Below are 13,757 nucleotides of genomic sequence, written 5' to 3' on the forward strand. Positions count from 1 at the left end.
CATATCCACCGGTCAGCAGCTGACAGCCGCTCGCGATGCGGCGGGCGAAGGAAGCGAGGATCAGCCTTCATGGGGCGTCGGCTCGTGCCGCTCACGCTGGACAATCTTCAGGATCTTCCCCATCGCTGTCGCTCCTGCGTCTTCTGGGAGCTGGACCCGGTCAGCGGGGAGGCGGCGGTGGCGGCGGGCACCACCGCGCTGGAGAAGGAAGCCTGGATCTCCGCCGTCCTGCTGGACTGGGGATCGTGCGGCCGGGTGGTGTACGTCGACGACGTCCCGGCGGGTTTCGTGCTCTACGCCCCGCCGGCCTACGTCCCGCGTTCGACGGCCTTCCCCACGAGCCCGGTGGCGCCGGACGCCGTGCAGCTGATCACCGGGTTCGTGCTGCCCGGCTATCAGGGGCAGGGTCTGGGCCGGGTGCTGGTGCAGGCGGTCGCCAAGGATCTGCTGCGCCGGGGCTTCAGGGCGGTCGAGGCGTTTGGGGACGCCCGCTGGGAGCAGCCCGCCTGTCTGCTGCCCGCCGACCATCTGCTGGCCGTGGGCTTCAAGACGGTCCGGCAGCACCCCAGCCATCCGCGGCTGCGGCTGGAGCTGCGGTCCACGCTCTCCTGGAAGGAAGACGTGGAGATGGCACTGGACCGGCTCCTGGGAGCTGTTCAGAAGGAACCCGCGCTGAGGCCGCTCTAGAGCGAGGCCGCCATAGCGATGGGGCCGACCCCAGCGGGTCGGCCCCATCGTGTTTCACGTGAAACGTCACTCCGCGATGAACTCGTCCAGGTCGCGCAGGAGCGCCGCCTTCGGCTTGGCGCCCACGATCGTCTTGGCGACATCGCCGCCCTGGTACACGTTCAGGGTGGGGATGGACATGACGCCGTACTTGGCGGCCGTGCCCGGGTTCTCGTCGATGTTGAGCTTGACGATCTGGATCTTGTCACCGTGCTCGGCCGCGATCGCCTCCAGGGACGGGGCGATCATGCGGCACGGACCGCACCACTCGGCCCAGAAGTCCACCAGAACGGGCTTGTCGCTCTTGAGGACCTCCTCCTCGAAGTTCGCGTCGGTCACAGTCTTCACGTTGCCGGCCACAGTGGGCTCCTTACCTCGGTTACGCGGTGGGGCGGGGGAAGGGGAAGGTCAGACAGTCGTCTTCTCGGGCTCCGCCTGGTCCTCGTCCGCGAGGGCGGCGAGGTACCGCTCGGCGTCCAGAGCGGCGGCGCAGCCGGTACCGGCCGCGGTGATCGCCTGGCGGTAGGTGTGGTCGACCACGTCACCGGCGGCGAACACACCGGTCACGTTGGTACGGGTGGACGGCGAGGCGACCTTCAGGTAGCCCTCCTCGTCCAGGTCCAGCTGGCCCTTGAACAGCTCGGTGCGCGGGTCGTGACCGATGGCGATGAACAGGCCCGTCACAGGCAGCTCGGACAGCTCGCCGGTCTTGACGTTGCGCAGCTTCAGACCCGAGAGCTTCTGGTCGCCCTGGATCTCGGCGACCTCGCTGTCCCAGACGAACTTGATCTTCGGGTCGCCGAAGGCACGCTCCTGCATCGCCTTGGAGGCGCGCAGGGTGTCCCGGCGGTGGACGATCGTGACCGACTTGGCGAACCGCGAGAGGAAGGTGGCCTCCTCCATCGCGGTGTCGCCGCCACCGATCACGGCGATGTCGTGCTCCTTGAAGAAGAACCCGTCACAGGTGGCGCACCAGGAGACCCCACGGCCCGAGAGCATGTCCTCGTTCGGCAGGCCCAGCTTGCGGTGCTGGGAGCCGGTCGTGACGATGACGGCCTTCGCCCGGTGGACGGTACCCGCGGTGTCGGTGACGGTCTTGATCTCACCGGTCAGATCGACGGAGACGATGTCGTCCGGGACGAGTTCGGCACCGAAGCGTTCGGCCTGGGCGCGCATGTTGTCCATGAGGTCCGGCCCCATGATGCCGTCGCGGAAGCCCGGGAAGTTCTCGACCTCGGTGGTGTTCATCAGCGCACCGCCCGCGGTGACGGCGCCTTCGAACACCAGGGGCTTCAGCGATGCACGGGCGGTGTACAGCGCCGCCGTGTAGCCTGCGGGCCCGGAGCCGATGATGATCACGTTACGGACATCGCTCACGGCTTGATTCCTCGTCTCTGGTCTGCGTCAGTCGACCGGTGGGAGCCCCTTTCGGGACTCTCACCCCACCCAACGGATCCTACGGGGCGTGCATTCCCGGTGTGTCCGGGCACACGCCTGCCCCGGGGCGCCCGAAGGAGTGGTCCGGCGGCCTACGGACGCGCGAGGGACTGCTTCAGCAGGACCTTGCCGGCCGACGGGGGCTGGTGCTGTACGCAGGCCGCGTCGACCACATAGGCCGTGACCCGCGCGCTGTCACGGGCGTCGGCCACCACGACGAGGTAGGCGGACCTGCCCGCGTACGTTCCGGTCTTCGCCGCGAGCACGTCGGCGCTCTGCCGGAGTGCCTGCCGGACACAGTCGGGGACCGGGACGGCGGTCTGGATCAGGGTGTGCGGCCCCTCGGTGGACCCGAACGACCTCGGACCGTCGTCCGGGCGCTCCTGGGACCTGTCACCACCGTGCGGCAGCGTCTTCTCGGCAGCGAGAAGGGAATGGACCTGGCTCTCCACGCTGTCGCCGGAGAAGGTCCCGGCCGAGGCGGTCGGTGTCCCATGGGCCGACGAGTGGTCGGAGGTGCCGGACAGGGACGTCACGAGCAGGCTTCCGGCGCCCAGGACCGCAGCCGTGAGAACGGCGCCCAGGGCGATCCTGCCGCGTCGCCGGCCGCGCTCGGTACTCTTCCGCCCCGGCCCGGTCGCCGCACGGGGGCGCCCTGCGGGACGGTCGACGGGTTGATCGGCTGGACGGTCGGCACGGTGATCCGCGGCGAGCGATGTTTCACGTGAAACATGACCCGTGGCGTCCTCGTCACCGGCACTGCGCGCGTCCCCGGCACCGGCGCTCCGTGCGGCCTCGGCGGCAAGGGCGGCGTCGAGGCGTACGGCGATGTCGTCCGGCATGCGCTCCGGCTCCGGGAGGGAACCGAGCAGGCCCCGGATCTCTTCCAGCGAGGCACACACGTCCGCACATGAGGCGCACAGGCCCAGGTGGCGCCGCACATCCCTGTCCCGGTCCGGTGCGAGCAGGCCCTCGGTGAGGTCGGAGATCTCCGCGACGTCCGGGTGCCCGGCCGTGTCCGTCGTCGACGTCACGCTCGCCCACCTCCGCCCTTCACTACCGCTGAATCGGTCGGTCCCGCGTCCTCGAAATGTCCGCTCGGTGACCCCGTCGCCGGTGGGACGGATGGCCCTTGCCGCCGGTTCCGTCCCGGGTCGTTTTCCTTCGCGTCCCCGGTGCTGCCCGGCGGTGGGCCTCCGGCTCGCTCGGGCCGTAGATGCGTGAGCAGGGGCAGCAGCCTGGCCCGGCCCCGGGCGCACCGGCTCTTCACCGTCCCCGTCGGTACATCCAGGATCCGCGCGGCCTCGGCCACGGGGTAACCCTGCATGTCCACCAGGACCAGAGCGGCGCGCTGTTCCGGCGGAAGGGTGCCGAGCGCTTCGAGGAGCTGACGGTGCACGTCCTTCCGCTCGGCCGGCGCCGAGGCGGACTCGTGCGGCTCCAGCAGCTGCTCCAGCCGCTCGGTGTCATCCACCGGAGCCGTCTTGCGGGAGGCGGCCTTCCGCGCCCGGTCCAGGCAGGCGTTCACCGTGATCCGGTGCAGCCAGGTCGTGACGGCCGACTGGCCCCGGAAGGTATGGGCGGCCCGGTAGGCCGACACCAGGGCGTCCTGCACGGCGTCCGCCGCTTCCTCACGGTCCCCCAGCGTCCGCAGGGCCACGGCCCAGAGCCGGTCCCGGTGCCGTCGCACGATCTCGCCGAAGGCCTCCGGGTCGCCGTCCACGTGGCGGGCGAGCAGGTCCCGGTCGCCCACTCCGTCGTATCCGGCGCCCTCCGCCATCTGCCCCCTCCGGTCCGGGTGAGACGTCAGCCCGTGAACTTCACTTCGCCGATGGCCTGCTTGTAACCCGCACGGGAGTACAGGGTGGAGTCGTAGCCCGAATTCGGCACAGCCGTCAGCCAGACGAGGACGTACTGCGTCTTGAGCTGCTTGGTCACCTTCACCGTGGCGGTGGTGCCCGTGGTCGTGCCCTCGCCGATCTTCGTCATGGAGTCCAGGGAGGCCGGCGACAGCGAGTCAGCGGCGTACAGCTCGACCGTGGTGTGGTCGCCGCCGTAGCGCAGATCGAGGGTGGCCGTGCTGAGCTTCTTGGCCGAGCCGAGGTCGTACACGATGCCGACACCGGGCTTGAACGGCGCGATCGGCGGGCCCTCGTTGAAGCTCTTGGTCTTCCAGTACGTCGACGCGTCACCGTCGTAGGTGTTGGGGACGTTCCCGGGGCTTTGGAGCTCGCCCTTGGCGACGAACTCCTGGCCGTTCTGGATCTTTATCGGCACCGGCTTCGGCTTCACGGCGTTCTTGCCGCCGCCGTCCGTGGTCTGGCTCTTGTTGGTGTCGTCCGACTTGTCGCCGTGGTCCATCAGGGCGTCCGCCAGCTGCCAGCTGCCCAGGCCCAGCGCGGCGATGAGCAGGGCCGACACCGCCCACTTCAGGGCCTTGCCGGTGCGGCTCTGCAAGGGGGGCGGCGGGGGCACGATGGGCTGGGTGGCACCGGCGTGCGGCGCCGGGCGACCATAGCTGCCCTGCTGGTAGGTCGTGCGCTGGTAGTCCGGAGGCGCCGTGAACGCCGGCTCGGGCGGGCGGATGCGCGGCATCTCGCCGATCGCCTTCACCAGCTCCTCCGGCGTGGTGCACGGTGCCTCGTGCCGGGACGCCGTGGCCCCGTCGTTGACCAAGGCGCGCATGGTCAGCTCGGACAGCCCGCGGTGCACACCGGCCCGCACCTGGTCCGGGGGGATGAGACCGATGTCCTTGGGCAGGCCGGCCAGGCCGTAGGCGTCGTTCTCGTACGGCCAGCGCTGGGTCAGCGCGGCGTACAGCAGGGCTCCGATCGCCTCGGTGTCGGCACGCTGCGGGGTGGTGGAGCTGATGCCGCGCAGCGCCGCGTTCACGGCGAGGCCGCGGATGCGCCACTGGCCGGTGGAGGTGCGCAGGACGGCGTTCGGGTTCAGCCGCAGGTGGGCGAGGCCCTCCCGGTGCGCCGCGGCCATGGCCGCCGCGACCTGACTGACCATCTGGTAGGCGTCGTGCGGCTCCAGCGGGCCGCCGGCGAGGAGGGTGGACAGCTCGATGGCGTCGGGCAGCCACTCGTGGACGACGTAGACGACGTCGTTCTCCTCGACGGCGTCGAGGACCTGGACGAAACGGGGGTCGCCGAGGAGCGCGGAGGAACGGGCGGCGGCGAGGACGGAGCGGGCCCGGGAGTGGTCAGCGGGGAGGACGTGGACGCCGACGGCCCGGCGGAGCTTCTCGTCGACCGCGCGCCAGCTGCTGAACCCGTCCAGACGGGTGACACACTCCTCCAGCCGGTAGCGCCTGGCGAGCTTGTGACCGCTGTGCAACTCCGGTGCGGAGGCCTTCCGTCCGGGACCCTCGGTGCCGCCGCTCCCCTGCGCCTCGTCGCTGTCCGTGTCCCGCTCCGGGTTCTTGGCCACCCCGTCGGCCGTGGCCTGGTCCGCCTTGGCGGTCAGCGGCTGCTCACCGCTGTTGTCTGCCACGTCGACGGCAGCCGTGCTCCGTTCCGCCACCGTCGTCCCTGCCTCCCCATCCGTTGCACGCTGTCCGACGCCGAAACCAATTGTGCCCACAGTCCGCCGCTATGCACGACACACGGCGGCGGACGATGGTTGTGCGCCTACCCTCGCCTCAGCGCCCCAGACGTCCCCGCACCATTCCGACGAGCGAGTTGAGTTCCTCGATGCGCATCCGCCGGGCGGCGACGAAGAAGACGCCGAACAGGACGGCACCACCGGCGATCAGTGCGGCGAAGGAGCCGACGACGCCCAGGCCCAGGGTGTGCCCGACGCCGTAGCAGGCCGCGCCGCTGAGCAGGGCGGCCGGCACCGAGGCGATGCCCAGGCGCGCGTACGTCCGCACCACCCGGGACCCGTCGAGGTCGCCGCCCAGCCGCTTGCGCAGTCGGCGCCAGGCGATGCCCACTCCGATGGCGTAGGAGAGGCCGTAGGCGGCGGCCATGCCCGCGACCGCCCAGCGCGCCGGCAGCACGAAGTAGCACAGGGCCGAGGCGCCGGCGTTGACGGCGGCCACGATGACCGTGTTGTAGAAGGGGGTGCGGGTGTCCTCGTAGGCGTAGAAGGCACGCAGGACGACGTACTGCACGGAGTAGGGGATCAGGCCGAGGCCGAAGGCCATCAGCATGTAGCCCATGTTGGTGGCGGCGCCCGTACCGGCGGAGCCGAAGATCAGGGTGCACATCGGGACGCCGAGCGCGACGAACCCGAACGCGATGGGCACGATGGCGACGGCCGTGGTGCGCAGGCCCTGGGAGATGTCGTCGCGGACGGCACCCGTGTCGTTCTCGGAGGCCGAGCGCGAGATCCGCGGCAGCAGCGCGGCCATCAGGGACACGGTGATGATGGCCTGCGGCAGGCCCCAGATCAGCTGGGCGTTGGCGTAGGCGGCGAAGCCGGTGCCCTTGACGCCGGAGTCCGAGCCGGCGGCGGTCGACAGCTGGGTCACCACCATGGCGCCCGCCTGGTTGGCGAGGACGAACAGGACCGTCCACTTGGCGAGCATGGCGGCCTTGCCCAGGCCGTGGCCCTTCCAGTCGAAGCGCGGCCGGATCCGGAAGCCGGTCTCGCGCAGGTAGGGGATCATCGCCAGGGCCTGGACGACCAGGCCGAGCAGCACACCGACGCCGAGCAGCCGCTGGCCCTCCGGCGGGATGCTGGTGACGTCCATGTGGGAGTTGGCGGCGGTGCCGTAGACCCAGATGAACATGCCGAGCGTCACGATGATGACGATGTTGTTCAGGACCGGGGTCCACATCATCGCGCCGAACTTCCCGCGCGCGTTGAGGATCTGCCCCATCACCACGTGGATGCCCATGAAGAAGATGGAGGGCAGGAAGTAGCGGGTGAAGGTGACCGCGACCTCGTTGGCCGCGGGATCGCTGGCCACGGGGTTGGCCAGCAGCCGCACCAGCAGCGGCGCGGCGAACATCGCGAGCCCGGTGAGCGCGGCCAGCGCGACCATCACCAGGGTCAGCAGCCGGTTGGCGAACGCCTCGCCGCCGTCCTCGTCCTCCTTCATGGAGCGCACGAGCTGGGGCACGAACACGGAGTTCAGGCCGCCGCCGACGGTGAGGATGTAGATCATGGTCGGCAGCTGGTAGGCCACCTGGAAGGAGTCGGCGAGGAAGCCGAGGCCGAGCGCGGCGGCGATCAGCGCGGAGCGGATGAAGCCGGTCAGGCGGGAGACCATCGTGCCCGCCGCCATGACGGCGCTGGACTTCAGCAGCCCGGCGGCCTTCCCGCCCTTCTTCGCGGGAGCCACCGGTGCCACCGGGGCCACGGCACCGGCGGGGGTGTCACCGGACGCGGGGACCTCCGGCTGGACGGAGCCGGAGTCCGCGGCGACGGCCGCCGCGGGGTCCCCGGGCTGCGCCGGATAACCGGGCACCGCGGGTCCGGCCGGGTAGCCACCGGCGTACGCGTGGCCCTGCTGCGGGCTCTGCCCGTACTGCTGCGGGTACTGGCCGGGGGCGGCCGGGGGATCCATCGGCGCGTGCCCGCCGCCGTGCTGCTGGTCCTTGAAGAGATGCGCGAAGGCGTCCGGCTCGTGGTACTCCTCGCCGGAGTGCGTGACCAGATCGTCCACGCCCACGAACTGGGTCGTGCGCGGATCCTCGCCGTACGGCAGGTACTGGGTGGCGGCGGCGCCCGGCTCGGGCGCGGGCGGCTGCGCCCACACGCGGGGGTCGGGCGCGTAGGGCGACTGGGCGGGCGGTGCGTACAGCGGCTGCTGCGCTTCGTACGAGCCCGGGACCGGCGGCGGGTGCGCGGCACGGTCGTAGAGCACCTCGGCGACCGGGTCCTGCGCGGCCAGGTCGTGCGCCCGGTAGGGGTCCTGCTCGTAGGCGTCCTGGAGATACATGTCCGCAGCGGGCTGCGGCGGCACCTGGCCGGGCTCGGGCGGCGGCTCGGGGTAGCCCGAGCCGGCCGCGCCCTGGCCGCGGTCACCGTCGTACGGCGCGTTCATGCTTACCCCACCTCATCGTCCCGGGCCCACCGGCCACGACATCGCTCAACGGTCCACTCTCTCACCCGTCCCGGACGGGTCGGCGTTTTCCGGTGCGGTGTCCGGCGCAGGGTCACTCGGCTGCTCCGGGTCGTCTGCCCCGGAGCCGGAATCGGACTCCTGGGGGAGACGGCCCTCGGGTGCCCCGGGGTTCCCGGGCTCGTCCGGGCCCTCCGCCGCCGTGCCGGGGCCGTCGTCCTCGGGCTGCCGGGCGGCGGCGCGCTTGCGCTGGGTGTACATCCGGAAGCCGGCGAGGACGAGGAGCAGGACGCCGCCGCCGATGACCAGCATCACGGTGGGGGTGACCTCCGTGACCTTCACGTCGAAGGTGACGGGTTCGCCGTACTTGCGGCCGTCCTCGGTGTACAGCTGGGCGGTGACCGCGACGCGGCCGTTGGCGTTGGCCGAGGTGGTGAACTTCACCGACTGGCTGTGCCCGCCGGAGATCTCCACGGGCTGTTCGTCGTAGGCCTTGCCGCCGATCTCCAGGCGGGTCGGCATCGTCGACTCCAGGCGCAGCACCAGGTGGCCGACGGGCTGGACCAGGTTGTTCTGGACCGTGACCGGGATGGTGGCGCTGCGGCCCGAGAGCTTGGTCTCGGACTTGTCGATCAGCTTGACCTGGTCGGCCAGCTCGTCGAGCCATGCCTCCACGCCGTCCCGGTACCCGTCCGCCGCGTCGCGGTGGCCCCGCCAGGACGTGGACATGTCCCGGTTTATGGCCCGGCCGAACGGGGTGACGACGCGGGACTGGTCGCTGAGGATCACGCGGAAGTTGTCGAGCTTGCCCTGGGTCCGGGCGATCTGCTCGAAGGCCGTGCGCGGCAGGTCCTGCCGGCGCAGCGAGGAGGGGTAGGCGGAGGCCGGGGGGATGCGGGTGGTGGCGGCCGGGTCGGGCTTGTCCTTGGCGGTCGCGGTGAGGTTCTGGGGCTGGGACCAGGTGCCGCCCTGGAGCGCCGTCACGGCTGCCGCCATCGCCTGGGCCTGGCTCGCCGTGGGCATGCGCTGCGGAGCGACGAGAATGCTGCGCTGCTTGTCGGTCTGCGAGTTCACTTCCAGGCTCTGGGCCAGGAACCGCTGCACGGCCAGGGTGGCCGCGCCCGCCTTCGTCAGATCGCCCTCGAACGCCGTGGACAGCCGGCTGTCGGCGACCACGGCCGTGGTGCCCCCGCCGACCGGGCGGGCGGCGGACGGCGTGTACGGCAGCCCGGCGGTCTCCTGGAGGCTGTCGCTGCGGGCGATCACCCGGTCGGCCCCGGCGGAGGTCGCGACCTTCATGATCGAGCGGTCCACGGCGCCGTCGACCGGCCAGGCGAAGTCGGTGCTCGGGGTGACGTGGAGCACGGTCTTGACGGTGGTCGCCGCGACGTCGGTGGCGTCCTTGAGGTGGCTGAGCGAGCCGGTGACGCTGGTGCCGTTGTGCGCGAGAGAGGCCAGGTCGGGGTCGGCGAAGGGCAGGGCGACGACCTCCTTGCCGGCCACCGCCTTCTGCAGGGCGGCCAGCCACTGCTTGGCGACCGCCTGATGCTCGCGCGGGCCGGGCGTGCTGGTGCCGTCGGCGGCCTGAAGCCGGTAGTTGCCCACGGCCATCGCGTCGACCGAGGCCAGCAGGTCCGGGTCGATCACCCAGGTGACGTCGAGATCCTTGCCCAGGTCCACCATCTGGGCGAGCCGGCCGCCGGGCGCCAGCTCCTTCGCCAGGTCGTCGTTCAGGAACTCCGGTGTCTGGAGGTCGCCCGCGCCGGTCTTGGCCGTCATGTGGACCGTGGACAGCAGCGGCCACAGGAACGTCGTCCTGGTCTTGGTGCCGGCGTCCGACGGCTGCCACGGCAGGAAGGTCCGCTGGATGCCGAGCACCCGGGGCCAGGGCCGGGCGGAGGTCTCGCCGGAGAGGGCCACCCCGAACTCGTAGACCCCGTCGTCGTCGAGGCCGAGCTTGTCGACGGGGACGGAGATGCTGAAGTGCTGGGCGACGCCCGGGGCGAGCTTGTCGAACTTCTCCTCGTACTTGTCGCCGACCTCGGAGCCGGTGCTGCCCTGCGGATCGTCGGAGTGCCGGGCGACGGAGTCGATGTCCGAGCGGGTGGTCAGCTGGGGACCGACCCGAAGGCCCACATGGGCGTCGGTGACGGCCTGCTTGCCGTTGTTGGTCACCGTGCCGGACACGGTCAGCGTGTCGCCGTCCGTGGGGGCACTGGGGGTGAGGGAGTCCAGGGAGACGGACACCGCGTCGGAGGAGGCGGCCTGCGCGGGCGCGGCGGCGGGCAGCTGGAGCAGACCGGCCAGCAGTGGCGCCCCGGTGAGCAGGGCTCCGGCGCGCCGCAGCCACCGGCGGGCAGGTGAGGCACTGGTCCCCTGGAAGTCAGCCGCCTCGGCCACGCGCTCGCCCGTCCCTCGTCGTCGTCAGTGGTCGTCGGAATGTGCGTCCACGCATGGTAACGATGCGCGCTGAAGGGAAGTGCCGCGGTCTCCTTCACAAGATCGGCGAACAGCCGTGGCACGTCCTCTATATCCAGTATCGGGGGGAGAGCGGCCGTACGCCGCGAGAGCTGTGCTTGCGGTGGGTATGCCGGGAGCTGTCCCGCCTGCCCCGACGGGGTGCTCCGGTGCGGGCGCACGCCGATGACCGTCTCCGGCCGGGCCGCCTCCGGGCGCGCGGGGCACGTACCCTCTTCTGTTGTGCCGAACCCCAACGAAGACACTCCCTCTGCCCTGAGCCAGGCGCAGCAGCGCGCGGTCGCCGAGCTGCTGCGGGTGGCCCCCGTCGCCGACGATCTCGCCCGCCGTTTCCAGGAGGCCGGGTTCTCGCTCGCCCTGGTCGGCGGATCGGTCCGTGACGCGCTGCTCGGCCGGCTCGGCAACGACCTGGACTTCACCACCGACGCCCGCCCCGAGGACGTACTGAAGATCGTCCGGCCATGGGCGGACGCCGTCTGGGAGGTGGGAATCGCCTTCGGCACGGTCGGCGCGCACAAGGGCGGCTACCAGATCGAGATCACCACCTACCGGTCGGAGGCGTACGACCGCACCTCGCGCAAGCCGGAGGTGTCGTACGGCGACTCCATCGAGGAGGACCTGGTCCGCCGCGACTTCACGGTCAACGCGATGGCCGTGGCGCTGCCGGAGAAGACCTTCATCGATCCGCACGGCGGCCTGGAGGATCTCGCGGCCCGAGTGCTGAGGACCCCGGGCACGCCCGAGGAGTCCTTCTCGGACGACCCCCTGCGCATGATGCGGGCCGCCCGGTTCGCCGCCCAGCTGGACTTCACGGTGGCCCCCGAGGTCGTCACCGCGATGACGGAGATGGCCGGGCGGATCGAGATCGTCTCGGCGGAGCGGGTCCGGGACGAGCTCAACAAGCTCCTCCTGTCCGCGCACCCGCGCACGGGCCTGACGCTGCTGGTCGACACCGGGCTCGCCGAGTACGTCCTGCCCGAGCTGCCGGCGCTGCGTCTGGAGAGCGACGAGCACCACCGGCACAAGGACGTCTACGAGCACACGCTGATCGTCCTGGAGCAGGCGATCGCGCTGGAGGAGGACGGCCCCGACCTCACTCTCCGGCTGGCCGCGCTGCTGCACGACATCGGCAAGCCGCGCACCCGCCGCTTCGAGAAGGACGGCCGGGTCTCCTTCCACCACCACGAGGTGGTCGGCGCCAAGATGACCAAGAAGCGCATGACCGCCCTGAAGTACTCCAACGAGCTGGTGAAGGACGTCTCCCGGCTGGTGGAACTCCATCTGCGGTTCCACGGCTACGGCACCGGGGAATGGACGGACTCGGCGGTCCGCCGCTACGTCCGTGACGCGGGCCCGCTGCTGGACCGGCTGCACAAGCTGACCCGCTCCGACTGCACCACGCGCAACAAGCGGAAGGCGGCGGCGCTCTCCCGGGCCTACGACGGCCTGGAGAAGCGGATCGCCCAGCTGAAGGAGCAGGAGGAGCTGGACGCCATCCGCCCCGACCTCGACGGCAACCAGATCATGGAGATCCTCGGCGTCGGTCCGGGCCCCGCCGTCGGCAAGGCGTACAAGCACATGCTGGAGCTGCGCCTGGAGCACGGCCCCCTGGATCGCGATGCCGCGGTGGCGGCCCTCAAGGAGTGGTGGGCCGCGCAGAGCTGAGCCGGGCCTCGGACGTGTTTCACGTGAAACACCCGTCCGGGACGGTGACACCGAGGGCCGATGTTTCACGTGAAACATCGGCCCTCGCTCTGTCCTGCCGGATCCCCGGGCGGCTTACCGGCTCACCGCCGCCCGAAGCGAGCCAGGAGCACGGCGATCACGCCGTAGACGAGGGCGACGAGCGCCACCAGCGGCGCCGAGCGGCCGTCCGGTGGAAGCATCAACGCGGCCACCCCCGCCGCACCGACGAAGGCGACGTTGAAGAGGACGTCGTACACGGAGAAGACACGGCCCCGGAAGCCGTCCTCCACACACGCCTGGACGATCGTGTCCGTGGCGATCTTGGCTCCCTGGGTGATCAGCCCCAGGACGAAGGCGGCGACCATGAGCGGTCCGGTGGCGAACGGAAGCCCCAGCGCGGGCTCCAGCACCATGGCCGCACCGGAGCACACCACGATCCAGCGGCGGGGACCGAGCCGTCCCGCCGCCCAGGGCGTCACCACGGCCGCCGCGAAGAACCCGGCGCCGGACAGCGCCAGCGCCACCCCCAGCAGCCGTAGCCCTTCCTCGGGGGTGTCGGCCAGGGCATAACGGCAGAGCATGAGCAGCAGGACCAGCAGCGCCCCGTAGCAGAAGCGCATCAGCGTCATCGCGGCCAGCGCCCACGCTGCCTCGCGGCGCCGGGGTGCCGCCAGGTGCCGGATGGCCGCCGGCAGCTCCCGCGCGGTCACGGCGAGCGCCGCGCCGAGGCGGGGACGGGCCGGGCGCCGGTCGGGGCCGAGGAGACCGGGGGGCAGGCGCAGGGACGCGAGACTCGCGCTCAGATACGGAAGGGCCCCGCACAGGACCACCGCCGCGTCGGAGTCCGCCGCCACCATCCGGACCGCGAAGGCCAGGCCCCCTCCGGCGGTCGCGGCCAGGGTGCCGGCCGTCGGGGAGAGCGAGTTGGCCAGCACCAGGCGCTCGGCGTCGACGACCCGGGGCAGGGCCGCGGAGAGCCCGGCCAGTACGAAGCGGTTGACGGCCGTGACGCACAGCGCGGAGACGTAGAACAGCCAGTCGGGGGCCCCGCTCGTGATCAGCACGGCGGTGGCCGCCGCGAGCAGGGCCCGCAGCAGATTGCCGTACACGAAGACCTGCCGGCGCCGCCAGCGGTCCAGCAGGACACCGGCGAAGGGGCCGACCAGGGAGTAGGGGAGCAGCAGGACGGCCATGGCCGAGGCGATGGCGGCGGCCGAGGCCTGCCTCTCCGGGGAGAAGACGACGTACGCGGCGAGCGCCACCTGGTAGACCCCGTCGGCTCCCTGGGACAGAAGGCGGACGTACAGCAGGTGCCGGAAACGCCGCAGGCTCCACAGCAGGCGCAGGTCACGTACGACGGGCATGGGCGACAGCCTCACATACGCGGAAGGTCCCCGGGTCACGTGACCCG

10 protein-coding genes are annotated in these 13,757 nt (G+C 71.4%); 2 read left to right on the plus strand and 8 right to left on the minus strand.

The window, feature by feature from the left end:
- Positions 1-69: 69 nt before the first annotated feature.
- Complete coding sequence (locus ACSURM_RS18765; RefSeq protein ID WP_436956475.1) at positions 70-687, plus strand: GNAT family N-acetyltransferase; 618 nt, start codon at positions 70-72, stop codon at positions 685-687.
- 66 nt (positions 688-753) lie between these two features.
- On the opposite strand, the gene trxA is transcribed toward ACSURM_RS18765, so the two are convergent.
- From trxA to ACSURM_RS18800, 7 genes are all read right to left on the minus strand, one after another.
- Positions 754-1,086 (minus strand): thioredoxin, encoded by a 333-nt coding sequence (trxA, locus tag ACSURM_RS18770; RefSeq protein ID WP_359041248.1) that lies wholly within the window; start codon positions 1,084-1,086, stop codon positions 754-756.
- Positions 1,087-1,134: 48 nt separating this feature from the next.
- A complete protein-coding gene (gene trxB / locus ACSURM_RS18775; protein WP_189994917.1) occupies positions 1,135-2,103 on the minus strand; it encodes a thioredoxin-disulfide reductase in 969 nt (322 codons plus the stop codon).
- A gap of 152 nt (positions 2,104-2,255) precedes the next feature.
- Positions 2,256-3,197 carry a hypothetical protein gene (locus ACSURM_RS18780; RefSeq protein ID WP_436956477.1) on the minus strand — a complete coding sequence of 314 codons (942 nt, stop codon included), beginning with the start codon at positions 3,195-3,197 and terminating at the stop codon, positions 2,256-2,258.
- Positions 3,194-3,943, minus strand: coding sequence for an RNA polymerase sigma factor SigM (sigM, locus tag ACSURM_RS18785; protein WP_436956479.1), 750 nt, complete (start codon positions 3,941-3,943; stop codon positions 3,194-3,196). The genes ACSURM_RS18780 and sigM overlap by 4 nt, the downstream gene beginning before the upstream one ends.
- 26 nt (positions 3,944-3,969) lie before the next feature.
- Entirely contained in the window at positions 3,970-5,691 is a 1,722-nt protein-coding gene (locus ACSURM_RS18790; protein WP_436956481.1) for a protein kinase family protein, read from the minus strand.
- Between the two features lie 118 nt (positions 5,692-5,809).
- Entirely contained in the window at positions 5,810-8,164 is a 2,355-nt protein-coding gene (murJ, locus tag ACSURM_RS18795; protein WP_436956483.1) for a murein biosynthesis integral membrane protein MurJ, read from the minus strand.
- Between the two features lie 45 nt (positions 8,165-8,209).
- On the minus strand, positions 8,210-10,582 hold the full coding sequence (locus ACSURM_RS18800; protein ID WP_436956484.1) for a DUF6049 family protein: 2,373 nt from the start codon (positions 10,580-10,582) through the stop codon (positions 8,210-8,212).
- Positions 10,583-10,882: 300 nt separating this feature from the next.
- Between ACSURM_RS18800 and ACSURM_RS18805 the strand changes: the two genes are divergently transcribed.
- Complete coding sequence (locus ACSURM_RS18805; RefSeq protein WP_436956486.1) at positions 10,883-12,325, plus strand: CCA tRNA nucleotidyltransferase; 1,443 nt, start codon at positions 10,883-10,885, stop codon at positions 12,323-12,325.
- Positions 12,326-12,447: 122 nt separating this feature from the next.
- Here the strand turns inward: ACSURM_RS18805 and ACSURM_RS18810 are convergent, their stop codons facing one another.
- A complete protein-coding gene (locus ACSURM_RS18810; protein WP_436956487.1) occupies positions 12,448-13,710 on the minus strand; it encodes an MFS transporter in 1,263 nt (420 codons plus the stop codon).
- Positions 13,711-13,757 lie beyond the last annotated feature (47 nt).

This window comes from Streptomyces sp. SudanB182_2057, assembly GCF_964272715.1.
In the GTDB taxonomy this organism is placed as follows: Bacteria; Actinomycetota; Actinomycetes; order Streptomycetales; family Streptomycetaceae; genus Streptomyces; species Streptomyces rubradiris.